Origin of the sequence: Microbacterium dextranolyticum (assembly GCF_016907295.1) — a bacterium.
Classification (GTDB): Bacteria; Actinomycetota; Actinomycetes; order Actinomycetales; family Microbacteriaceae; genus Microbacterium; species Microbacterium dextranolyticum.
This window is the reverse complement of sequence record NZ_JAFBBR010000001.1, coordinates 1,031,667-1,054,910: the sequence shown is the minus strand read 5'-3', so window position 1 is coordinate 1,054,910 and position 23,244 is coordinate 1,031,667. Positions and strand designations below refer to the sequence as shown.

Genomic DNA, 23,244 nt, shown 5'->3' with positions numbered 1-23,244 from the left:
GAGTCAGTTCCTTCCGGCGGTCATGTGCCGCATGAGTGTTTCCTGGGTGGCATCGGCCCGCTCGACCTCGGCGGTGATGCGTCCTTCGGAGATGGTGTAGATGCGGTCGGAGAGTCCGATGACCTCGGGCAGCTCCGAGGAGATGATGATGACGGCCTTCCCCTGAGCGGCGAGCTCGTTGATGATGCCGTAGATCTCGTACTTCGCCCTGACGTCGATGCCGCGCGTGGGCTCGTCGAGGATGAGCACATCCGGCCCGGTGAACATCCACTTCGACAGGACGACCTTCTGCTGGTTGCCGCCCGACAGGCGCCCCGTCACCGCGGCGACGCTGGGCGCTTTGATGTTCATCTTGTAGCGGTACGAATCGGCCACCTTGTACTCGCGGAAGCGGTCGACGACCCCCAGGCGGGCGAGCCGGGACAACGCCGCCGCCGAGACGTTGACCTGGATGTCGCCGATGAGGTTCAGCCCGTACCGCTTGCGGTCCTCGGTGGCGTACGCGATGCCATGGGAGATCGCGGCATCCACCGTTTTCACGTCGATCTCCTCGCCGTTCTTGTAGACGCGTCCGGAGATGTTCGTCCCGTACATCCGCCCGAAGATGCTCATGGCCAGTTCGGTGCGTCCGGCGCCCATGAGACCGGCGAATCCGACGATCTCGCCGGCGCGGACGTGGAAGCTCGCGTTCGCGATGACGACCCGCTCGGAGTCCACCGGGTGGTGCACGGTCCAGTCCTCGACGCGGAACAGCTCGCCGCCGATGTCAGGCTCTCGCGGCGGGAACAGGCTGTTGAGGTCGCGGCCCACCATCGCGCGGATGATGTGCCCCTCGTCGGTGTCGGCGTCGGTTCCGCGCATCGTCTCGATCGTGCGCCCGTCGCGGATCACCGTGATGCTGTCCGCGATGCGCAGCACCTCTTTGAGCTTGTGCGAGATGATGATGCACGTGATGCCCTGCATCCGCAGCTGATCGATGAGGTTCAGCAGGTGATCGGAATCGTCGTCGTTCAGGGCGGCCGTGGGCTCGTCGAGGATGAGCAGCTTCACCTCTTTGGCGAGCGCCTTCGCGATCTCGACGAGCTGCTGCTTGCCGACACCCAACTCGTAGACCTTGGTCGCGGGGTTCTCGTGCAGGCCGACGCGATCGAGTAGCTCCGCCGCCGCGGTGTTCGTGCGGTTCCAGTCGATCACGCCGCGCCGGGCCATCTCGTTGCCGAGGAAGATGTTCTCGGCGATGGAGAGGTATGGACTGAGCGCGAGCTCCTGATGGATGATCACGACGCCGGCCGCTTCGCTGTCGTTGATCGAGCGGAACGCGACCGGCTGCCCCTCCAGCGTGATCGTGCCCGAGAAGCTCCCCGTCGGGTAGACGCCGGAGAGGATCTTCATCAGCGTCGACTTACCCGCGCCGTTCTCGCCGCAGATCGCGTGCACCTCACCGGGCTGCACGTCGATCGACACGTCGGAGAGGGCGGGGATGCCGTTGAACGACTTCGAGATGTGGGACATCCGAAGGATCGGTTCGGTCATTTTTGCCTCTTCCCGTCGCCCGCTCCGAGGCGACGCGATCGAGCGATGGGTGGGCGCCGTGCGCGCCCACCCATCGCGAGTGGATCAGAGTCCGACGTCGGATGCCTTGATGAAGCCCGAGTCGATGAGCTTCGTCTGCACGTCGTCCTTGGTGACCACCTCGGGGGTCAGCAGGTAGGCGGGCACGACCTTGACGCCGTTGTTGTACGTCTTCTCGTCGTTGACCTCGACCGTCTCACCCTTGGTGATCTGCTGGATCATCGTGAAGACGCGGTCGCCGAGAGTGCGCGTGTCCTTCCAGACCGTCATCGCCTGCAGCCCGTCGAGGATCGCCTTGACGTTGGCCTTGTCGGCGTCCTGTCCGGTGATGATCGGGTACCCCGCACCGGCGGTGTAGCCGGCGGACTTGAGCGAGGCTTCGATGCCGATGGCGAGGCTGTCGTTGGGAGACAGAACCGCGTCGACCTTCTTGCCGCCGCCGTAGAACGAGGACAGACGGTTGTCCATCTCGGCCTGAGCCTTGTCGGAAGCCCATCCCTGGATGCCGATGCTCGCCCACGCATCGTCGCTGGCGGGAGCCTTGCCGCTGGGCACCACGAGCTGACCCTTGTCGATGTACGGCTTCAGCACGTCCCACGCGCCCGAGAAGAAGAACTTCGCGTTGTTGTCGTCGGGGCTGCCGGCGAACGGCTCGAGGTTGTACGGCCCCTTACCCGAGGCGAGACCCAGCTTGTCCTCCAGGAACTTGCCCTGCAGCTGACCGACCTTGTAGTTGTCGAACGTGGCGTAGTAGTCCACGTTCTCGCTGCCGTTGATGAGGCGGTCGTACGCGATCACCTTGGCGTTCTGCTTCTTGGCCTCGTCCAGCACCGGTCCGAGCGTCGACCCGTCGATCGCGGCGATCACGAGGATCTTCGCGCCGCCGGCGAGCTGGTTCTGGATCTGGCTGATCTGCTGGTCGGTCTTGTTGTCCGCGTACTGCAGGTCGACCTTGCACCCGGCATCCGTGAGCTTCTTCTGGAGCTGCTCGCCGTCGTTGATCCATCGCTCGAGGCTGCGGGTGGGCATCGCGATGCCGACGTTGCAGTCGGTGGCGGCGGCATCGGTCGAACCGGCCCCACCCGACTTCGTCGACGAACACGCGACGAGGCTGACGGCGACAGCGGCGACCACCGCTCCCGTCATGATCTTCTTCAGCATGGTGATCTGCGTTCCTCTCTGAAAGCGCAGGGACAGGCGAGGTCCCGGCGACCTGCTCTGGTCGCCGACCCCAGGGTCTTCTTCGTCCCGGCTGTGTCGTGCCGTCTAATTATGACGGCTCCGTAACTTTATCCCTCGAATACGCCGCTGTCCACAACAAATGCGACCCGAAGATCACGTTTCGGTATCGCTCACCGCCCCCGCACGCACGAGGACCCCGGACCGATCGGCCCGGGGTCCTCGTGCGTGACGCTCAGTTGCCGGAGCGGCGCTTGTTGTAGACGTCGAAGGCGACGGCCAGCAGCAGCACGAGGCCCTTGACCGCCTGCTGCCACTCGATGCCGATACCCATGATCGACATGCCGTTGTTCAGGACGCCGATGATGAGACCACCGATGATCGCGCCGCCGATCGTGCCGACGCCTCCCTGCACCGCCGCGCCGCCGATGAAGGCCGCGGAGATCGCCTCGAGCTCGAAGCCGTCACCGGCCTTGGGGCCGGCGAGGTTGAGGCGCGCGGTGAAGATGAGGCCGGCGAGCGCGGCGAGGAGCCCCATGTTGACGAACAGCCAGAAGTCGACCCGACGCGTCTTGATACCGGAAAGCTCGGCGGCGTGCCTGTTGCCGCCGATCGCGTAGATGTGACGGCCGAAGACCGACCGGTTCATCACGATGCCGTAGACGAGGACGAGCACCGCGAGCACGATGAGGGTGACCGGGATCCCCTTGTACGACGCCAGCGCGTACGTGAACAGTCCGATGCCCGCCGCGATCAGCACGAGCTTCACGACGAACCACGCGAGCGGGTCGACGTCCTGCGCGTACTTCAGGCGTCCGGCACGCACGCGCACCTGCTGGACCACCAGCAGCACGACGGCGGCGGCGCCGATGAGCAGTGTGAACAGGTCGGGGTTGGTCGCGCCGAGCACCCCGGAGACGAATCCGTTGCCGAGGGCGCGGTATTCGCCGGGGAACGAGCCGATGTTCGCGTTGCCGAGCACCACCAGGGCGAGGCCGCGGAAGATGAGCATGCCCGCCAGCGTTACGATGAAGGCGGGAATGCCGACGAAGGCGATCCAGAAGCCCTGCCAGGCGCCGACCAGTGCGCCGATCACGAGCGAGAGAAGGATCGCCAGCCACCAGGGCAGGCCCCAGTTGACGGCGAACACTCCCGACACAGCGCCAATGAAGGCGGCGACCGAGCCGACGGAGAGGTCGATGTGTCCGGCGATGATGACCATCACCATGCCGATGGCGAGAACCAGGATGTACCCGTTCTGCACCACCAGGTTGGAGATGTTCTGCGGCCGCAGGAGCACCCCGTTGGTGAGGATGGTGAAAAGGACGATCACCGCGATCAGCGCGATGAAGATGCCGTTGCTTCCCAGGTCGGAGAGCACGCGGCTCAGCCATCGCGTCGCGCGATTGTCGGCGGGCTGGATCACCGCGCCGACGGCTTCCTCTCCTGCGGAGGTGACGGGGGTGGGATTCTGTGACATGTCGGGCTCCTGTGTCGACCCGCCTCAGCGGGCCTTCTCCGTGGTCATGAGCTTGAGGACGGACTCTGGCGTCGCCTCGGCGACGGGCAGTTCGCCCGTGATGCGACCTTCCGACAGCGCGTACACGCGGTCGGAGATGCCGAGCAGCTCGGGAAGCTCGGAGGAGATCACGATGATGCCCTTCCCCGCCGCCGCCAGGCGATTGATGATGGTGTAGATCTCGTACTTGGCACCGACGTCGATGCCGCGCGTGGGCTCGTCGAGGATGAGCACGTCGGGGTCGGAGAAGATCCACTTCGACAGCACGACCTTCTGCTGGTTGCCGCCGGAGAGCTTGCCCGTCTTCACCAGGACACCGGGCGCCTTGATGCTCATACTCCGTCGGAATTCCTCGGCGACCGCGAACTCCTCGTTCTCGTTGACGAGGCCGGCCTTCTCGAGCTTGCGCAGCGCCGCCATCGAGATGTTGCGCTTGATGTCCTCGATCAGGTTGAGGCCGTACGTCTTGCGGTCTTCCGTGGCGTACGCGAGTCCGTTCTCGATCGCTTCCGCGACGGTGCGCGTCTTGATCTCCTTGCCGCGCATGAACACGCGTCCCGAGATGCGCGAGCCGTAGCTGTGGCCGAACAGGCTCATCGCGAACTCGGTGCGACCCGCACCCATGAGCCCCGCGATCCCCACGATCTCGCCGGCGCGGACGTTGATCGAGACGTCGTCGACGACGACGCGCGACGAATCCTGGGGATGGTGCGCGGTCCAGTTCTCGACGCGGAGCAGCTCTTCGCCGATCTTCGGCTCGTGGTCTGGGTACCGGTTGGCGAGGTCACGGCCGACCATGTCCTTGATGATGCGGTCCTCGGTGACGTCGCTCTTCGAGATGGTCTCGATGGTGCGGCCGTCGCGGATGACCGTGACGCTGTCGGCGACCTTGCGGATCTCGTTCAGTTTGTGGCTGATGATGATCGACGTGATCCCCTCGGCCTTGAGGCTGAGGATCAGGTCGAGCAGGTGGTCCGAGTCCTCGTCGTTGAGCGCAGCCGTCGGCTCGTCGAGGATGAGCAGCTTGACCTCCTTGGAGAGCGCCTTGGCGATCTCGACGAGCTGCTGTTTGCCGACGCCGATCTGATTGATCTTGCGGCGCGGGTTCTCTTTCAAGCCGACGCGCGCGAGAAGCTGGGATGCCTCGTGATCGGTGCGATTCCAGTCGATGAGACCCGCGGGACCCTTCCTCTCGTTGTTGAGGAAGATGTTCTCGGCGATCGACAGGTGCGGGCTCAGCGCCAGCTCCTGGTGGATGATCACGATGCCGCGCGCCTCGCTGTCGCGGAGGTTGCGGAACTGGACCTCATCGCCGGCGTAGACGATCTCGCCTTCGTAGGTGCCGTGGGGATACACCCCCGACAGCACTTTCATCAGCGTGGACTTGCCTGCCCCGTTCTCGCCGCAGATCGCATGGATCTCGCCGTTCTCGACGGCGAAGTTCACATTCGACAGCGCCTTGACGCCGGGAAACGTCTTTGTGATTCCTCGCATCTCGAGGATGTGCTGGGCCATCGCCCCTCCTTGTCCGCCTGCGCGCACTCATCGGTGTGCCGGCCGGGCGTCTCCCCCGCCCGACCGGCACACACGTCTCATCAGCCCGTGATCTCGGCTTCGGTGTAGTACCCGCTGGAGACCAGCGTGTCCTTGATGTTGTCCTTCACGACGATCTGCGACTCGAGCAGGTAGGACGGCACGACCTTCACGCCGTTGTTGTAGTCGGTCGTGTTGTTCACCTCGGGCTCCTTGCCCTGGAGGATCGCCGTGGCCATGTCGACGGCGACCTCGGCCAGCTTGCGCGTGTCCTTGAAGATCGTGGCGAACTGCTCGCCGCGGTTGATCGCCTTGACGGAGTCGAGCTCAGCGTCCTGCCCGGAGATGATCGGCCAGCCGGCACCCACGGTGTAGCCCGCGTCCGTCAGCGCCGAGATGATGCCGCGCGAGATGCCGTCGTAAGGCGAGAGCACCGCGTTGACCTTCGAGCCGTCCGAGTAATTCGCCGTGAGGATGTCCTCCATGCGGCTCTGAGCGGCCTCACCGTCCCAGCGCAGCGTCGCCGCCTGCTGGAACTCCTTCTGACCCGACTTCACGACGAGCGTTCCGTCCTTCATGTAGGGGTCGAGGGTGTCGACCGCACCCTTCCAGAAGAAGGTCGCGTTGTTGTCGTCGGGTGAACCGGCGAACAGCTCGATGTTGAAGGGGCCCTTCGGGGCATCCGACTTCTTCTTGCCCTCGAGGTCGACCAGTCCGAGACCGTTCAGCACCGACGTGGCCTGCTGGACGCCGACCTTGTAGTTGTCGAAGGACGCGTAGTAGTTGACGTTCTGGCTGTCGCGGATGAGGCGGTCGTAGGCGATGACGGGAATGTTGTTGTCGGCCGCCTCCTGCAGCACGCTCGTGAGCGTGGTGCCGTCGATGGATGCGATGATCAGGGCCTTCGCGCCCTTGGTGATCATGTTCTCGATCTGCGAGACCTGCGTGGGGATCTTGTCTTCCGCGTACTGCAGGTCGACGGTGTAGCCCGCCTTCTCGAGCTGCTCCTTGACGGCGTTGCCGTCGTTGATCCACCGCTCCGAGCTCTTCGTCGGCATCGCGACGCCGATCAGGCCGCCGTCTCCCCCGCTTGCCCCGCCCGTGGCATCTCCGTTGGACGTGCCGGAGCACCCGGCCAGCAGCAGTGCGCCCGCGGCGACGACCGCGACGAGCATCTTCTTCGCTTTCACTGTGTTTCCTTTCTTGGTGACATCGTCGTCAGGAAACGATGTACGTATCCTCTGGTCGACCGGCACCCTGCTGCCGGACGTTCTCTGCACGATCACGGCGCGGCGACCCCTGCGCCGGCGACGTCGAGGCCGTCGTGCGCCCGCGACGGAGCATCGGAGCGTTACCGCTCACACTCCGGATTGGTCTCATGACTCGTGACTCCTCTGTCGTTCGCCGAGGCCGGTGGCTACCCCGATGTGATCGTTCACATCGGGACCACTATGAACCCCGGGACGGCATCGTGTCAACAACGCGGTGTTGCGAGTCGGTAACGGCGGGGGAAGTCTCAGAGAACCGCGGCGGTCGAGTCCCGCACCACCAGCTCCGGAGCGATCGGCGCGGCGGCGCGCTCCTCGAGTCCGCCCAGCAAGACCTCGACGCCCCGTCGCCCGAGCTCCGCGAAGTCCTACCGGACCGTCGTCAGGGGCGGCCAGAAGTGCGCTGCTTCGGGCGTGTCGTCGAACCCGACGATGCTGATGTCGCGCGGACATTCCAGGCCCGCCTCGCGGATCGCGTGCAGCAGGCCGAGTGCCATCTGGTCGTTGGCCGAGAACACCGCCGTCAGCTCGCGACGCACTAGGCGGCGTCCGATCTCGTAGCCGGACCGCGCCGTCCAGTCGCCCAGGATCGGGGCCGTCGTGGGCGCATCCCAGGCGCGCATCTCTTCGAGGAAGCCGTGCATGCGCGACTCCGCCTCGATCCAGTCCTGGGGCCCCGCCAGGTGGTAGATCATCCGGTGTCCCCGCTCGAGGAGATGCCGGGTCGCCAGCCGTGCGCCACCGCTCTGGTCGACCACGACGACCTGGGCCGGCTGCACGTCGGTGGAGTGCAGCGTGATGTACGGCACGCTGATGGCCTGTTCGGTGAGCACGCGCAGCACTCGCGCCTGCGGCGCGATGACGACGAGGCCTTCGATCGACTGTGCGAGCAGGTGCGAGAGGGCCGCGGTGATCGACGCGGGATCGGATGACTCGAGCGTGGCCGTGGACACCCAGTAGCCCCGTGCGCGCGCTGCCTCGCCGATGCCGGCGACCGCCGACGCCGGGCCGTACTGTCGCGAGGCCGCGACCAGGATCCCGATCGTCCGCGTGCGACTGGTCACCAGTGCGCGCGCGGCCCAATTGCGACTGTAGGACAGGTCGGCCATCGCGGCGCGGACCCGGTCGCGCGTCTCCGGGCGGATGCTGGGATGGTCGTTCAGCACACGCGAGACCGTCTGGTGCGAAACTCCCGCCGCACGGGCGACGTCGCGAATGCTCGCGGGACGCGTCTGTCCGTCGTCGTTCATCGCACCGTCACTCCGCATCGGCCGCGGGTCCGCGCCCGGTGCTCCTCATCGACCGCTCGCGCACTGTCGCGCACCCGCCGGGTTGCGCCGAGCGTACTGCATGCGACGATCACATCCGCCCTACACTGACCCCGTGGACTTCGCCCGATACCTGCCCTTGAGCGCCGCTCCGGCCCGCGACGAGGCCGGCATCGGCCCCGACGCCGCCGCGGCCGTCGCTCTCGTGATCGCCGAGGCCGCACGCATCGCCGCAGCAAACGCGAACGAAGGGCCACTCGTCCGGGCGTTCGTGCAGGCCGCGCACCTGGCATCCGATGCGGCATCCGCCGCCGACCTCGCGCGCACCGGCGAGACCGGCTCCTCGCGACCACCGCGCATCCGCGAACTCACCGCCGCCGTGCGCGCACTGCTCGTGCTGGCGGACGCTGCCGGCACGTCACCGGATCTCCCCGACGCCGTCTGGGGGCGGGTGGCGCTCTACGGTGCGACACGCGCGGACTTCGCGCGCCGCGCCGCCCTGCGCGGGAACACGGTCGCCGCATCCGACGCGGAGTGGAGCTTCGGCCGGGGACCCGTGCTGCGCGCCCCGCAGCGCGACATCGTGCGATTCGTGCTCGGCCTCAGCGACGTGCCGCCGCGCGTGTCGGCGCCAGGGAGCGTTCAGGCGCCGCCGGAGAGCGCGCCGACGAGGCCCGACACCAGCATGTAGAGCCCGACGCCACCCGCCACGACCCAGATCACGATGCGCGTCTGGGTGATGGGCCGCTTCGGTGCGGGCTCATGTTCAGCCATGGTGCGATCCTAGGGGGTCGCGGGCGCCGGCGCCGGCAGCGCTCGGCGTCGAGCGAGGACGATCAGACACAGCATGAGGGTCAGGGCCCCCCAGATCCCGCAGGCAGGCGGCAGGACGCGATAGGCCAGATGCTGCACGGTCCAGGCGGGCGTGAGCGGCCCGTACGCGATCAGGCCGATGCCCCAGGCGAGCACGAGCGACGCCGGAAGCGAGAGCCACCATGCGATGCGCACCCACGACGGCAGGATGCGGTCGAGCTCCCCCGCGCGGCGACCACGCAGCCAGAGGGATCCGGACACCGCGAGGAGGACGAGACCCGCGGCGCTCGACCCGTGCTGCACCCATGTGATGCCGAGCAGCGGGCCCCACGGTTCCACGAGGGCGGGGACGAGCGCGGTCCCCCAGCGACCCTCGTGCGTGAAGGCATCCCAGGCGATGTGGGAAAGAACGCCCAGCGCGAGAGAGACCGTGATCACGGCGACCCCGACGAGCGGACGACGCCACACGGGCGACCGGGCCCCGCGACGAGGCGCTCCGATCGCACGCCACGCCGCGACGCCCCCACGATCCCACTCCGGAGGAAGGCGTCGCCCCAGCCAGGCGGGTGCGAGCTCGCGGACGGCGGGCCGCAGCAGGACGTACCAGCAGGCGAGGAGGATGAGCGCGATCACGGTCGAGAGCAGCACGTTCGTGTGCGTGCTCTGGTAGGTGATCGGCCCTCCGCGCAGGAACAGCGGCAGGTCGGGAGTCATCGCCCCCACCGCGATCGCCGCCGGAAGGAGCGGCGTGCGCATGAACGGCAGGGCGACCACGGCATGTGAGGGAGTGAACGGCACAGCAGGCCTCCGGGTCGGCTCAGCCCCGAGGCATCCGGCCGGTGCGCGGGGGCTCGGGGTCAGGCGATCATCGTGCCGAGGCGACGAACAGGCCGGCGAGGGTCTTCTTGCCCCGGCGGAGCACCGAGACGCCGCCCGGGAGTGCGCCCGTGACCGTCGCGGACTCGTCGTCGATCTTCGCCCCGTCGAGCGATACCCCGCCCTGCGCGATCGCCCGCCGTCCCTCGGACAGGCTTGCGACCAGTCCCGTGTCGACGAGCGCCTGCAGCACGGTCGAACCGGCCTCGACGTCCGCGTGCGGCAGTTCCGCCAGCGCGCTGCGCAGAGTCGCCGCATCGAGGGCGGCGAGGTCGCCCTGGCCGAAGAGCGCATCGGATGCCGCCACGACAGCCTCGGTCGCCGCCGCGCCGTGCACGAGCGTGCACACCTCGAGGGCGAGTCGCTTCTGCGCCGCGCGGCGGAACGGCTCGGATTCCACGAGCTCGCCGTAGTGCGCGATCTCGTCGCGGGTGAGGAAGGTGAAGACCTTGAGCCGCTCGAGGACGTCCGCGTCGTCGGTGTTGAGCCAGAACTGGTAGAAGGCGAACGGGCTGGTGAGCTCGGCGTCGATCCAGATCGCGTTGCCCTCGCTCTTGCCGAACTTGGTGCCGTCGCTGTTCGTGATCAGGGGCGTTCCGATCGCGTGGACGCTGACCCCCTCGACGCGATGGATGAGGTCGGTGCCGCTGGTGAGGTTGCCCCACTGATCGGACCCGCCGGTCTGCAGAACGCAGCCGTACTGACGGTAGAGCTCGAGGAAGTCCAGGCCCTGCAACAGCTGGTAGCTGAACTCGGTGTAACTGATGCCGGCGTCGGAGTTCAGTCGCGCCGCCACGGCATCCTTCTTGAGCATCGTGCCGACGCGGTAGTGCTTGCCGATCTCGCGGAGGAAGTCGATCGCGCTGAGCGGAGCGGTCCAGTCGAGGTTGTTGACCATGCGGGCGGCGTTGGCCCCGTCGAAGCTCAGGTACCGCTCCACCTGTCCGCGCAGACGGTCCACCCAGTTCGCGACGGTCTCGCGGGTGTTCAGGGTGCGCTCGGCGGTCGGACGGGGATCGCCGATGAGTCCGGTCGACCCGCCCACGAGGCCGAGCGGTGAGTGACCGGCCAGCTGGAGACGTCGCAGCATCAGGAGCTGGACGAGATGACCCAGGTGCAGGCTCGGCGCGGTCGGGTCGAAACCGCAGTAGTACGTGATCGGGCCTGCGGCCAGCAGCTCGCGGAGGGCATCGCGATCGGTCGAGACATGGACGAGGCCACGCCAGACGATCTCGTCCCAGACGTTCTCGAACGTCGGGTCGTTCGCGGGGTTCAGCGCGCGGACGGCGGCGCTGTCGGCAGCAGGAACGGCAGAGTCAGACACGCCCCTCAGGCTATCAGCGCGATCCCCGAGCACCCCCGGCTGCGGTGTCGGCGACGCATGCCAGACTGGCGATGTGAACGCCGCCGACGCCGATATGCTCATCCCGGTCGTCGTGGCCGGTGTCGTGCTCCTCGCGCTGCTCACGTCGCTCGTCCTCCTCCTCGTGGCGCGCCGGCGCCTGCGCACCGGGCTCATCCTCACCGCCACGGCGCCGATCGTGGTGTGCCTGGTCGGTGCGGCGGTGCTGCCCTGGCGCGTCCCGCCGCTCGCGGGTGCGGCTCTCGCCCTGCTCGGAGTCGCCCTCGCGGCGGTGGGCGGCGACCCGATCGCGCGGTGGGTCCTGCGCGCCGCCGACGGCGGACGCACCCCCGACGGGCCACGGGGCGGCATCCTCGTCGAGCTCATGAGCGAGACTCCTGCGGATGCCCCACGTCAGGAGGAGATCCTCCGCGGAGGGACGACGATCGGGTACCTCGAGCGGATCGCGACGGCCCTTGCGATCATCGCCGGATTCCCGGCGGCGATCGCCGTCGTCGTCGCACTCAAGGGCGTGGGACGGTTCACCGAGCTCGCCACGCCGGCGGCGCGCGAACGTTTCATCGTCGGCACGTTGGCGAGCCTGCTGTGGGCCAGTGCCGTCGCGGGAAGCGTCGCACTCCTCATCGTGTGACGTCGCGCCACGGCCACACGAGGTGGTCGTGGCCGCGCGGACGGGTCGTCAGCCGCCGGGCGCCGTCACCAGCTCACTGTAGGCCGCCATGATCGTCGCCGCACCCGCCGTGGCGAGGCTCTGCGAGACCGCCGACTGGCTGATGCCCTCACGCGTGGCCAGGTCGTCCTGCGTGGCTCCGGTGAGGCGACCGTAGACGAGCCTTCGCACGCGGTCGCTCCATCGCCCCATGAGACGCTCTCGCGTCAGCGACCCGGCGTTGGCGATGTGCACGAGGTCAGACACCTCGGACGGGCCCGTCGCCGCCTGCACCCAGGTGCGCGCATGCGGAAGCTCGCGTCGGGCGAGCATCTCGACGTGCTCGATCGCGGCCCGCGCGGACCACCACGCGGGCCCCTCCGAGAGCACTCCCGCGGTCGAGGGGATCGACTCGACGTCGCCGATCCCGATACCGAATCGCAGGTCGATGCCGCTCGGGAGCGACAGCCGTTGGAGCAGGGTGGCGGCGAGCGCGCTGCGCAGATCGACGAACGTGCCCTGCAGTTCGTCGCCGACGACGGCGCGCAGCGGGTCGATGCGACCGATCGACGCCGGCATCACGTCGTCCGCGCGATCGAGAGCGGCCTCGAGATCACGCTGAGCCGCCCGCCGGTCGGGCAGGTCGCGCGAACCGACGATGTCGGCGATCACGGCGACGGTCATCACATCAGTATAACACTGATATATCCGTCGGTAGAAGTCTTTGACTTATCTTTTCGCGAGATCAGTCGAGCAGGACGGCAGCCGCGCTCTGCGCTCGGGCGATGAGTGCCGCGCGCTGCTCCGCGACACGAACGCCGGCGGTGCCCCCGGCGCCGGTCCTGCTCGCGACCGAACCTTCGATCGACAGCACATCGCGCACCGCGGGCACCAGGTGCGGCGACACCTGGGCGAGCAGGGCGTCGTCGGCATCCTCGAGACCGATCCCCCGCTCCTCGCACGCGCGCACCAGCGACCCGGAGATCTCATGCGCGTCGCGGAACGGCACCCCCTGCTTCACGAGCCACTCCGCGACATCCGTCGCGAGCGAGAAGCCGGCGGGAGCGAGCTCCGCCATCCGGTCGGTGTGGAAGCGCGCCGTGGCGACCATCCCGGCGAAGGCGGGCAGCACGACTTCGAGAGTCGCGACCGAGTCGAAGACGGGCTCCTTGTCCTCTTGAAGGTCGCGGTTGTAGGCCAACGGCAACGCCTTGAGCGTCGCGAGCAGTCCCGACAGGTTGCCGATGAGGCGTCCTGCCTTGCCGCGGGCGAGCTCTGCGATGTCGGGGTTCTTCTTCTGCGGCATGATGCTCGAGCCCGTCGAGTAGCCGTCATCGAGCGTGAGGAAGCCGAACTCGCGCGTGTTCCAGAGAATCACGTCCTCCGCGAAACGCGAGAGGTCGACGCCGATCATCGCGGCGATGAAGGCGAACTCGGCGACCACGTCGCGCGAGGAGGTGCCGTCGATGGAGTTCTCCGCGGGACCCGCGAGGCCGAGCCGGTCGGCGACGAGCTGGGGATCGAGCCCGAGGGTCGCGCCGGCGAGGGCGCCGCCGCCGTAGGGCGACACGGATGCCCGCGCCGACCAGTCGCGCAGCCGCTCGAGGTCGCGCACGAGGGGCCAGGCGTGGGCCTGCAGGTGGTGGGCGAGCAGGATCGGCTGAGCGTGCTGCAGGTGCGTGCGGCCCGGCATGATCGCATCGGGGTGCGCTTCGGCCTGGGCGACGACCGCGTCGATGACACGCAGGAGGTCGCGCGCGATGATGCGCGCGTGATCGAGCAGATAGAGGCGGACGAGCGTGGCGATCTGGTCGTTGCGGCTGCGGCCGGCGCGCAGCTTTCCGCCGAGCTCCGCACCGACCTCGGCGATCAGGGCGGCCTCGAGCGCACCGTGGACGTCCTCGTCGCCGTCGGCGGCGACGAGCGAGCCGTCGGTCCAGGCGGCCAGCAGGGCGTCGAGCCCCGCGTGCATCCGCTCCTCCTCGGCATCCGTCAGGTATCCGGCGGCGGCGAGCGCAGCGGCATGCGCGTGCGATCCGGCGAGGTCGTACGGGGCGAGGGCCCAGTCGAAGTGCGTCGATCGGCTAAGGGCGGCGAGTTCGGGAGACGGGCCGGAGGCGAAGCGCGCGCCCCACAGCGCGCCCTCGTTGGTGCCGTGTGCGGAGGGATCAGTCACCCGGCCAGCCTACCCAGCCCTCGCCGCCCCGCGCGGCGAGGCGGCCGCCGCGTTCAGCGCGGCAGCACCCATCGGGTCACCCATGCCAGCAGGCGTTCCACAGGGCCTCTCCCCCACCGCAGACCCCAGGCTGTGCAGAACATGATCGTCGCCCCGGCGAAGGGCCAGAACGGCTGCAGGTTGCGCATCCCCTGCAGATCACGGACGTCTCCGAGAACGAGAGCGGCGACGAGAACCCACGCGATGATCTGGCCGACGTACGCGGTGAGTGGCATCGACCCGACCGCGCGCAGCGGCAGCAGCACCGCCCCGACGGGCCGGACCCGGCAGAGGAGCAGGCAGAGACCGATCGCGGCCAGAGCGAGGCCTCCGCCGCCGAACACTTCGAGGAGTCCTCCGGAGTGGGGGCGGGCGGCGAGCGCCGCGTCGAGATACGACCGCCCTCCTGCCGGGTGCAGGGCCGTGCGGAGGGCATCCGCTCCGTAGGCTAGGGCCGCGAGCGCGGCACCCGCCGCCAGCAGCGTCCACGCCGTCCGGGGCCGCCCGAGCCCGGAGCGCCCCGCGGCGAGCCCTGCGACGACGAACACCGCCCACACGGGGAACGGGTAGTGCCATCCCGCGACGAGCATCAGCATCGCCCCCTGCTCTCCGCGCCACACGGGCAGGCCGTCGAGCAGCGGCTCGATCCAGGGCATCGTGGCGGCGAGACCGGCGGCGACGATCCACAGCGTCCGTGCCCGCAGGCGCAGGAGCGGGAGGGCGAGCAGGAACAGCACCGCGTACGTGGGCAGGATGATGAAAGCCGGCACCTGCGTCGCGATCAGCACGAGGCCGATGAGCCACAGCAGCAGCGCACGCAGGGCGAGCGCGCGCCGCGCGCGGCCCAGCTCTCGCCCCGGCGCGGGGCGAGACGCTCCCCCGGTCACGAGCGCGATCGAGACCCCGGCGAGGGTCGCGAAGAGGATCGACGAGCGCCCATTGGCGACGTCGGTCCAGGTGCCGGGGTCTCGCCAATCCCACTCCGCGAGGTACACCAGGTGCGCGGCGAGCATGCCGATCACGGCGATTCCGCGCGCGAGATCGATACCCTGCAATCGTGCAGGGCTGAAGAGGGGTCGGTCTACTGCTGACGCAGCAGCCACACCAGCAGGGCCTTCTGGGCGTGCAGGCGGTTCTCCGCCTCGTCCCACACGACGCTCTGCGGTCCGTCGATGACGTCCGCGTCGACCTCATACCCGCGGTCGGCCGGCAGGCAGTGGATGAAGATCGCGTCGGATGCCGCGAGCGCCATCGTCTCGGTCGTCACCTTGTAGCGGCCGAGGTCGCTCAACCGCTGCGCCTTCTCCTCCTCCTTGCCCATCGACACCCACGTGTCGGTGACGACGACGTCGGAGCCGACGGCGGCCTCGTCCGGATCGGTGAACAGGGTCACCGATCCGCCGGTGCTCTCGGCGATCCGCTCCGCATCGGCGACGACGTCGGCGCGCGGCGCGTACGCGACGGGCGACGCGATCCGCACATGCATCCCGGCGGTGACGCCGGCGAGCACGTACGAGTGGCCCATGTTGGAGGTGCCGTCGCCGAAGAAGGTCAGCGTGAGGCCCTTCAACTCGCCCTTGTGCTCACGGATCGTCAGCAGGTCGGCGAGCAGCTGGCAGGGGTGGAAGTCGTCGCTGAGCGCGTTGACGACGGGCACCGTCGTGCCGCGCGCCATTTCCTCGAGGCCCGCCTGCGCGTACGTGCGCCACACGATCGCGGCGACCTGACGCTCGAGCACCCGCGCGGTGTCGGACGGCGTCTCCTTGCCGCCGAGCTGGCTGTTGGCGGTCGAGATGATGAGCGGCGATCCGCCGAGGTCGGCGATACCCACAGCGAACGACACTCGGGTGCGGGTCGAGCTCTTGTCGAAGATGACCGCGACCGTCTGGGGCCCCTCGAGCGGCTTCAGCTTCCAGCGGTCCTTCTTCAGGGCGATCGCGAGGTCGATGATCTCGGCCTGCTCCGCGGGGGTCAGGTCGTCGTCGCGCAGCAGATGGCGGGTCATGCGGGAACCTCCGTGGGGGTCTCGGCGAGCAGCAGTGCGTCCTGGACGGTGTGCAGGGCGCGGGTGAACAGGTCGGCGAACTCGTCGATCTCGACGTCGCCGATCGTGAGGGCAGGGGCGATGCGGATCGTCGCGTCGTTCGCCGCGTTGACGATCAGGCCGTGCTGCTGCGCGGCGGCGACGACGGCGCCCGCGACCGGGGAGCTCAGGGCGATGCCCAGCAGCAGGCCGCGACCGCGGCATCCGGCGACCAGCGGCGAGTCGATCGCCTCGATCGCGGTGCGCAGCTGCGCCCCGCGGACGCGGGCGTTCTCCACCAGACCGGCCTGCTCGATCTCGCCGAGCACCGCGCCGGCGGTGGCCGTGGCGAGGGCGTTGCCACCGAAGGTCGAGCCGTGGGTGCCCGGGTAGAAGAGCTCGCTCGCGGCTCCGAAGGTGATGAGCGCGCCGATGGGGAAGCCGCCGCCGATTCCCTTGGCCACGGTGATGGCGTCGGGGACGATGCCCTCGTGCTGGAAGGCGAACCACTCGCCCGTGCGCCCCGCGCCGGTCTGGATCTCGTCGATGATCAGCAGCGCACCGTGGCGGCGGGTCAGCTCGCGCGCGGCGACGAGGAAGCCCTCGGGAAGGTCCACGACGCCCGCCTCGCCCTTGATGGGCTCGACGAACAACGCGGCGACGCGGTCGTCGATCGCTGCTTCGAGCGCCTCGACGGTCGAGTCGATGAACTCGACGCCCGGCACCATCGGCAGGAACGGGGCCTGCATGTACGGCTTGCCGGTGAGGGCGAGCGTACCCATCGTGCGCCCGTGGAACGCGTTCTCGAGAGCGAGGATGCGAGGCTTGCCGGCGCCGCCGTCGCGTGCTGCGCCGTGCAGACGCGCGAGCTTGAAGGCGGCCTCGTTGGCCTCTGCGCCGGAGTTGCCGAAGTAGACGCGGCCCGCGTCTCCGGTGCCGGCGAGACGCTTCAGCGTGGCGGCGAGGGCCAGCTGCGGCGGCGTCGCGAAGAAGTTCGACACGTGCGACAGCGTCGCCGCCTGACGCGCGACGGCGTCGACGAAGACGGGGTGCGCGTGTCCGAGGGAGGTGACGGCGATGCCGCCGAGGAAGTCGAGGTAGCGGCGCCCGTCGGCATCCCACAGCGACGATCCCTCGCCGCGGACGAACAGGGCCATACGGTCCGCGGAGTTGCGCACCAGGTCGCGTGCTGCGTCGTCCTGCCAGATCGTCGTGCCGGTCTGCTGTTCTTCTGGCGCGGTCACTTCGCCACCACCTCTGTTCCGATTCCGTGTTCCGTGAAGATCTCCACCAGCACCGAGTGGGGCTGGCGTCCGTCGATGATCGCCGCGGTGTCGACGCCCTGGTCGACCGCGTCGAGGCATGCCTGCATCTTGGGGATCATCCCCGATTCCAGGCGCGGCAGCATCGCGCGCAGCTCGTCGGCCGTCAGATGCGAGACGAGCGAGTCGCGATGGGGCCAGTCGGCGTAGAGCCCCGGCACGTCGGTGAGGACGACGAGCTTCGAGGCGCCGAGCGCGACGGCGAGGGCGGATGCCGCGGCATCCGCGTTGACGTTCAGCGAGCGACCCGGGCGATCGCCGTCGGGGGCGATCGAGGAGACGACGGGGATGCGCCCGGCCGCGAGCTGGTCGAGCACCGGCTGCGGGTCCACCCCGACGACATCGCCCACGGCACCGAGGTCGTGCTCGGTGCCGTCGATGACGACACCGCGACGGCGCCCGCGGAACAGACCCGCGTCCTCGCCCGAGACGCCGACCGCGAGCGACCCGAAAGCGTTGATGCGCGCGACCAGCTGCGGGTTCACCTGTCCGGTGAGCACCATCCGCACGACGCTGATCGCCTCGGTGGAGGTGACCCGGTAGCCGCCCTTGAACTCGCTCGGGATCGCGAGGCGGTCGAGCATCTGCGAGATCTGCGGTCCGCCGCCGTGGACGACGACGGGCTTGACCCCCACGAAGCGGAGGTAGGCGATGTCCTCGGCGAAGGCGTCCTGCAGCTCTTCGGAGACCATCGCGTTGCCGCCGTACTTCACGACGACGATCTGGTCGCGGAAGCGCTGCAGCCACGGCAGCGACTCGATGAGGACGGCGGCCTTCTCGGCAGCCTCCTCGGGCGTCGTGTGCTGGACGTTGTCGGTGCCGGTCATGAGCTGTACGCGCTGTTCTCGTGCACGTAATCGTGCGTCAGGTCGTTGGTCAGGATCGTCGCCGCAGCCGCACCCGCTTTGAGGTCGATGAGCACGTCGGTGGCCCGCGGCGTGAGGTCGACCTCTTCGCGCGGACGGTCGGGGGCTCCCGCGCTGCACAGCCGCACGCCGTTGAAGCTCACGTCGACCGCGTACGGGTCGAAGGATGCCTCGGTGGTCCCGATCGCGGCGAGCACCCGGCCCCAGTTCGGGTCGTTGCCGAAGATCGCGGCCTTGAAGAGGTTGTTGCGGGCCACGGAGCGGCCGACCTCGACGGCGTCGTCCTCACTGGCGGCACCGACGACGCGGATCGAGATGTCGTGGCTCGCGCCTTCGGCATCCGCCTGCAACTGACCGGCGAGGTCGAGGCAGACGTCGGCGAGCGCCGCGGCGAACGCCTCGGGCTCGGGGGTCACGCCGCTCGCCCCGCTGACCATGAGGGTGACCTGGTCGTTCGTGGACATGCACCCATCGGAATCCAGCCGGTCGAAGCTCACGCGGGTGGCGGCACGCAGGTGCGCGTCGGCCTCCTCCGCCGTGAGCACGGCATCGGTCGTGATGACGACGAGCATCGTGGCGAGGCCCGGCGCGAGCATGCCCGCGCCCTTCGCCATGGCGCCGATCACCCAGCCGTCGCCGCGGAACGTGCTCGTCTTCGGCACCGTGTCGGTCGTCATGATGGCCCGGGCCGCGTCCTCGCCGCCGTCGGACGTCGCCCCGGCGATCGCCTGCTCGGTGCCCTCGAGCACCTTCGCACGGAAGGTCTCGTCGCCGGTGCCGATGAGCCCCGTCGAGCAGACGAGCACATCGCCCGGGCTCACGCCGAGCAGCTCCGCCGCTTTCTCCGCCGTCTGGTGCGTGGTCTGGAAGCCGAAGCTGCCGGTGAAGCAGTTCGCCCCACCCGAGTTCAGCACGATCGCCTCGACGACGCCGTCCTGGATGACCTGCGTCGACCAGAGGATCGGGTTCGCCTTCGCGCGGTTGCTCGTGAAGACGGCGGCGCCGACCTTGAGAGGCCCCTGGTTGACGACGACGGCCACGTCGGGCTTGCCGGTGGACTTCAGGCCCACCGCCACGCCGTCGGCGAGGAATCCTTCGGGTGCGGTGACGCTCACGGTGCCACTCCGTTCACGGTCAGGCCCGTGGCCTCGGGAAGGCCGAGGGCGATATTCATCGACTGGATGGCGGCACCCGCGGTGCCCTTGACGAGGTTGTCGACGGCCGCGACCACGACGACGCGGTTCGCCGCACGGTCGATCGCGAGCCCGAGGAGAGCCGTGTTCGCCCCGAGGACGTCGGCCGTCCGCGGGAACTGTCCTTCGGGAAGCAGCTGTACGAAGGTCTCGTCGCCGTAGGCCGCCTGCCAGGCATCCCGGATCTGCGCATCGGTGACGCCCGGGGCGAGGGGCGCCGTCGAGGTCGCGAGGATGCCCCGCGCCATCGGCACGAGGACGGGCGTGAACGAGATCTTCACCTCGCCCGCCGCCCCGGCTGCGACGAGCGACTGCCGGATCTCGGGGATGTGCCGGTGCGTGCCGCCGACGGCATACGGGTTCGCGGAGCCGAGGATCTCGGATGCCAGCAGGTTCGTCTTCAGGCTCTTGCCGGCGCCCGACGGGCCGACCGCGAGGACGGTGACGATGTCGGATGCGTCGATCACTCCTGCGGCGACACCGGGTGCGAGGCTCAGTGCCACGGTCGAGGCGTTGCATCCCGGCGCGGCGATGCGCGTCGCGCCGGCGAGCGCCGACCGCTGCGTCGCGCCCCCCGCGAGCGGCAGTTCGGGAACGCCGTACGACCACGGCTCACTGAACGCCCCCCCGTAGAACTGCGCCCAGGCATCCGCCGAGGTCAACCGGTGATCGGCGCCGGCGTCGATGACGAGCGGCACGTCGGCGAGGGCATCCGTGTACTGCGCCGACTGCCCGTGCGGCAGCGCGAGGAACACGATGTCGTGCCCGGCGAGGATCTCGGGCGTCGTGTCCTCGAGGGTGAGGTGGGCCAGCGACCGCAGATGCGGCTGGTGGTCGATGAGGGGCTGCCCGGCATTCGAGTGCGCCGTGACGGTGCGGATCTCGATGTCGGGGTGCGCGGCGAGCAGGCGCAGGATCTCGCCCCCGGCGTAGCCGGAGGCGCCGGAGACGGCGACCGAGTAGGTCATTGTTCAACCTTATTGTCTGGGAGGGAAGCCGCCCCGCACGAAGCAGGCGGCCGGGACCGGCGACGGCGACTCCCACGGCTCGACCCGGACCACGGGGAGCACGCGAGGTCGCCTACAGTCGGCGGTCGCCCAGACGGGCGGGGCGACGGCGCGCACGGAACGCCGCAGAGGCGGTGTGCAGGGCCGAGAGCATGCCGTGACGATAGCGCGGGTTGCCCCTTCGCGGCAAATCCACGCGGTGGCTGCGCGACGGGGCGGAATCTGCGCTCACGTCGTGGGGAAGGCCTTGATCTGCAGCAGCAGATCCGGGCCGGTGCGCTCGAGGGTGCGTCCGCCGAGGGCGACGCCGCCCGCCGCGACGCCCGCGCCGACGCCGAGACCGACCGCGAGAGCGACCCAGCCGAGTGCCGCATTGCCGCTGATGACCGAGATGCCGGCGACGATCACCGCGGGCAGCGCGACGACGCCGCACGCGGCGAGGACGACGAAGACGAGAAGCCCGCTGACGAACGTCTGCCCGGGGACGCTCTTGAACGGGTTGTCCCCCGGCGCGGCGACGGGCGTGACGATGAGGGCAGACGACACGGCGTTCACGCCGTAGCCACCCAGCAGCAGACCGAAGGAGGCCCCGAGGACCGCCGGAAGGGCATCCAGATGTCCTCCGATGACCGCGGTGACGATCGCGGTCATCAGCATGAGCGGCACACCGATGGATGCCGCGCCGAGCATCCGACCCCAGCGGTCGGCCCTCCCGCGGATGCCGCTGGAGAGGACCGAGGCGAACGCGGTGCCGTCGTAGGACACGTCGGTGTAGCCCGAGACGCACAGGACGAAGGCGACGAGCACGGGCGAGGCGGCGAACATGACCCCCTCGGTGCCGCTCGTGAATGCGAACAGCACGGGGAACAGCGGGGCGATGATCAGCTGTCGGAGATACCGCGGGTCGCGCAGCCAGCCGGTCAGCGATCGCGCCCACGTCGCCCCGACGCCGCCGGTGGGCATGACCCCGAACAGTCCCAGCGCGCCCGGCTTGACCGTGCGGGAGGCCTGCCGCGGCGGAGACACCAGTGACTGCTCGAGCGACCAGCGCCAGCCGAACCACAGGGCGACCGGGGTCACCAGCGCGATCAGCAGCTTGATCGCAGCGATGCCCCACGCGCCTGCGGCGATCTCGCCCGGCAGCGACCACGTCGCCCCGAGAGGCGTCCATCCGAGCACCGCCGCCGCCTGGCCGAGCTGCCCACCGATGGACCCCGCCCCGGAGAGCGTCGCGAGGATGCCGGTGGTGATGGGCCCCGCGAAGATGACGAGCACGAGGACGAGGGTCCCGATGACCTCGCGTCCGCGCCGCCCGCTGCCGAGGCCGACGGCCAGCGCCGCCGCGAAACGGGTCGCCAGCACGCAGGTGGCTACCCCGATCACGGCGGACGGCACGGCGGCGATCGCCGCCGTGGGCCAGGCCACCCAAACCGCGACGCTCACCAGCGCCGCGATCGAGGTCACGATCCCCGGGATGCCGGTCGCCCCCGTCGCCGCCAGGATCGTCATCACCTGGCGGGTCGTCAACGGGAAGGGTGCCAGCTTCGTGGCATCCACCGTCGTGTCGATGCCCGCCACGACGAGGGGACCCACCACCCAGCCGAGCACGAGCGCCGCTCCCGCGAGGGTGATCACGGTCCGCGAGACCGAGAGGTCGCCGGAGACCCCGACCGCGATCAGCGCGGCCGTCACCATCGCCAGGATCGACAGCGCCCAGAGGAAGCCGAAGCAGAATCCGACCAGCTGCCACGGTCGCCGCGCGAGCGTGTTGCCGAGCACCCGATAGCGCAGCCTCAGGACTGTCGCAACCACTGCGGCCCCTCCGAGGTGTGACGCCCGCCGACGAGCGAGACGAAGCGGTCCTGCAACGACTCCCCCGCCCGCACCTCATTCACCGTCCCGGCGGCGAGCACCCGCCCGCCGGCGATGACGGCGACATGGTCGCACATGCGCTGGACGAGATCCATCGAATGGCTCGAGACGATGACCGAGCCTCCCGACGAGGTGTACGAGCGCAGCACGTCTTCGATGTTGGCCGCCGACACCGGGTCGACCGATTCGAACGGCTCGTCGAGGACCAGCAGCCGTGGCGCATGGACGAGGGCGCACGCGAGGGCGACCTTCTTCGTCATGCCGGCGGAGTAGTCGGCGACGATCGTGCCCGCGGCCGCCGTCAGGTCCATCAGCTCGAGCAGGTCGTGCACGCGCGGAGCGATCTCGGTGCGCGGCAGCGAGAACATCATCGCGGTGTAGGTGATGAGCTGTTCACCAGTCAGGCGGTCGAACAGTCGCACGCCGTCCGCGAGATTGCCGATGATCGCCTTCGCGCCGGCCGGGTCGGCCCAGACGTCGATACCGTGCACCCGCGCGGTGCCCGCATCGGGCCGCAACAGGCCGGTGGCCATCGACAGGGTGGTCGTCTTGCCGGCGCCGTTGGGCCCGACGAGCCCGTAGAAAGAGCCGGACGGGACGACCAGATCGATCCCGGCGACGGCGGTCTTCTCGCCGAATCGCTTGACGAGACCGGAGAGATGGAGGGCGGGGGTGTGCGGTGACTCGCTCATCCTGTCCGAGCCTA

The 23,244-nt window shown here is 69.2% G+C and carries 20 protein-coding genes and 1 pseudogene; 2 read left to right on the top strand and 19 right to left on the bottom strand.

Going from position 1 to position 23,244, the window contains the following annotated elements:
• Positions 1-3: 3 nt before the first annotated feature.
• The 6 genes and pseudogenes from mmsA (JOE64_RS04705) to JOE64_RS04680 all read right to left on the bottom strand — a co-directional run bounded on the left by mmsA (JOE64_RS04705) (position 4) and on the right by JOE64_RS04680 (position 8,321).
• Positions 4-1,533: a multiple monosaccharide ABC transporter ATP-binding protein gene (mmsA, locus tag JOE64_RS04705; RefSeq protein ID WP_204963184.1), complete on the bottom strand. Its 1,530-nt coding sequence runs from the start codon at positions 1,531-1,533 to the stop codon at positions 4-6.
• Positions 1,534-1,617: 84 nt separating this feature from the next.
• Positions 1,618-2,733, bottom strand: a complete 1,116-nt coding sequence (chvE, locus tag JOE64_RS04700) for a multiple monosaccharide ABC transporter substrate-binding protein (protein ID WP_204963183.1) — start codon at positions 2,731-2,733, stop codon at positions 1,618-1,620.
• Between the two features lie 253 nt (positions 2,734-2,986).
• Positions 2,987-4,231 carry a multiple monosaccharide ABC transporter permease gene (gene mmsB, locus JOE64_RS04695; protein ID WP_204963182.1) on the bottom strand — a complete coding sequence of 415 codons (1,245 nt, stop codon included), beginning with the start codon at positions 4,229-4,231 and terminating at the stop codon, positions 2,987-2,989.
• 24 nt (positions 4,232-4,255) lie between these two features.
• Positions 4,256-5,785 carry a multiple monosaccharide ABC transporter ATP-binding protein gene (mmsA, locus tag JOE64_RS04690; protein WP_204963181.1) on the bottom strand — a complete coding sequence of 510 codons (1,530 nt, stop codon included), beginning with the start codon at positions 5,783-5,785 and terminating at the stop codon, positions 4,256-4,258.
• Positions 5,786-5,865: 80 nt separating this feature from the next.
• On the bottom strand, positions 5,866-6,993 hold the full coding sequence (gene chvE, locus JOE64_RS04685) for a multiple monosaccharide ABC transporter substrate-binding protein (protein WP_271202598.1): 1,128 nt from the start codon (positions 6,991-6,993) through the stop codon (positions 5,866-5,868).
• Between the two features lie 326 nt (positions 6,994-7,319).
• A pseudogene (locus JOE64_RS04680) lies at positions 7,320-8,321 on the bottom strand (LacI family DNA-binding transcriptional regulator).
• A 133-nt stretch (positions 8,322-8,454) separates the two neighbouring features.
• On the opposite strand from JOE64_RS04680, the gene JOE64_RS04675 reads away from it, so the two are divergent.
• On the top strand, positions 8,455-9,030 hold the full coding sequence (locus JOE64_RS04675; RefSeq protein ID WP_204963180.1) for a hypothetical protein: 576 nt from the start codon (positions 8,455-8,457) through the stop codon (positions 9,028-9,030).
• Here JOE64_RS04675 and JOE64_RS14680 read toward each other — a convergent pair.
• The 3 genes from JOE64_RS14680 to tyrS all read right to left on the bottom strand — a co-directional run bounded on the left by JOE64_RS14680 (position 8,982) and on the right by tyrS (position 11,352).
• The gene (locus JOE64_RS14680) at positions 8,982-9,113 is read right to left on the bottom strand and encodes a hypothetical protein (protein ID WP_271202599.1); all 132 of its coding nucleotides are present in this window, start codon (positions 9,111-9,113) and stop codon (positions 8,982-8,984) included. The genes JOE64_RS04675 and JOE64_RS14680 overlap by 49 nt on opposite strands.
• A gap of 9 nt (positions 9,114-9,122) precedes the next feature.
• Positions 9,123-9,950: a DUF4184 family protein gene (locus tag JOE64_RS04670; protein WP_204963179.1), complete on the bottom strand. Its 828-nt coding sequence runs from the start codon at positions 9,948-9,950 to the stop codon at positions 9,123-9,125.
• A 67-nt stretch (positions 9,951-10,017) separates the two neighbouring features.
• Positions 10,018-11,352: a tyrosine--tRNA ligase gene (gene tyrS, locus JOE64_RS04665; protein ID WP_271202600.1), complete on the bottom strand. Its 1,335-nt coding sequence runs from the start codon at positions 11,350-11,352 to the stop codon at positions 10,018-10,020.
• Between the two features lie 73 nt (positions 11,353-11,425).
• On the opposite strand from tyrS, the gene JOE64_RS04660 reads away from it, so the two are divergent.
• The gene (locus tag JOE64_RS04660) at positions 11,426-12,022 is read left to right on the top strand and encodes a hypothetical protein (protein WP_271202601.1); all 597 of its coding nucleotides are present in this window, start codon (positions 11,426-11,428) and stop codon (positions 12,020-12,022) included.
• 48 nt (positions 12,023-12,070) lie between these two features.
• Here JOE64_RS04660 and JOE64_RS04655 read toward each other — a convergent pair whose 3' ends face one another.
• From JOE64_RS04655 to JOE64_RS04610, 10 genes are all read right to left on the bottom strand, one after another.
• Positions 12,071-12,724, bottom strand: a complete 654-nt coding sequence (locus JOE64_RS04655; RefSeq protein ID WP_204963177.1) for a SatD family protein — start codon at positions 12,722-12,724, stop codon at positions 12,071-12,073.
• 61 nt (positions 12,725-12,785) lie between these two features.
• Positions 12,786-14,216, bottom strand: a complete 1,431-nt coding sequence (gene argH / locus JOE64_RS04650; RefSeq protein WP_204963176.1) for an argininosuccinate lyase — start codon at positions 14,214-14,216, stop codon at positions 12,786-12,788.
• Between the two features lie 53 nt (positions 14,217-14,269).
• Positions 14,270-15,310 carry a heparan-alpha-glucosaminide N-acetyltransferase domain-containing protein gene (locus tag JOE64_RS04645; RefSeq protein WP_239531704.1) on the bottom strand — a complete coding sequence of 347 codons (1,041 nt, stop codon included), beginning with the start codon at positions 15,308-15,310 and terminating at the stop codon, positions 14,270-14,272.
• 26 nt (positions 15,311-15,336) lie between these two features.
• Positions 15,337-16,260: an ornithine carbamoyltransferase gene (argF, locus tag JOE64_RS04640; protein ID WP_204963175.1), complete on the bottom strand. Its 924-nt coding sequence runs from the start codon at positions 16,258-16,260 to the stop codon at positions 15,337-15,339.
• Positions 16,257-17,522, bottom strand: coding sequence for an acetylornithine transaminase (locus JOE64_RS04635; protein WP_204965116.1), 1,266 nt, complete (start codon positions 17,520-17,522; stop codon positions 16,257-16,259). Before JOE64_RS04635 ends, argF begins: the two co-directional genes overlap by 4 nt.
• On the bottom strand, positions 17,519-18,427 hold the full coding sequence (argB, locus tag JOE64_RS04630; protein WP_204963174.1) for an acetylglutamate kinase: 909 nt from the start codon (positions 18,425-18,427) through the stop codon (positions 17,519-17,521). The genes JOE64_RS04635 and argB overlap by 4 nt, the downstream gene beginning before the upstream one ends.
• Entirely contained in the window at positions 18,424-19,581 is a 1,158-nt protein-coding gene (gene argJ / locus JOE64_RS04625; RefSeq protein ID WP_204963173.1) for a bifunctional glutamate N-acetyltransferase/amino-acid acetyltransferase ArgJ, read from the bottom strand. The genes argB and argJ overlap by 4 nt, the downstream gene beginning before the upstream one ends.
• Entirely contained in the window at positions 19,578-20,627 is a 1,050-nt protein-coding gene (gene argC, locus JOE64_RS04620; RefSeq protein ID WP_204963172.1) for an N-acetyl-gamma-glutamyl-phosphate reductase, read from the bottom strand. Before argC ends, argJ begins: the two co-directional genes overlap by 4 nt.
• A 267-nt stretch (positions 20,628-20,894) precedes the next feature.
• The gene (locus tag JOE64_RS04615; RefSeq protein WP_204963171.1) at positions 20,895-22,478 is read right to left on the bottom strand and encodes a hypothetical protein; all 1,584 of its coding nucleotides are present in this window, start codon (positions 22,476-22,478) and stop codon (positions 20,895-20,897) included.
• The gene (locus tag JOE64_RS04610; RefSeq protein WP_204963170.1) at positions 22,460-23,230 is read right to left on the bottom strand and encodes an ABC transporter ATP-binding protein; all 771 of its coding nucleotides are present in this window, start codon (positions 23,228-23,230) and stop codon (positions 22,460-22,462) included. Before JOE64_RS04610 ends, JOE64_RS04615 begins: the two co-directional genes overlap by 19 nt.
• Between the last annotated feature and the right edge of the window lie 14 nt (positions 23,231-23,244).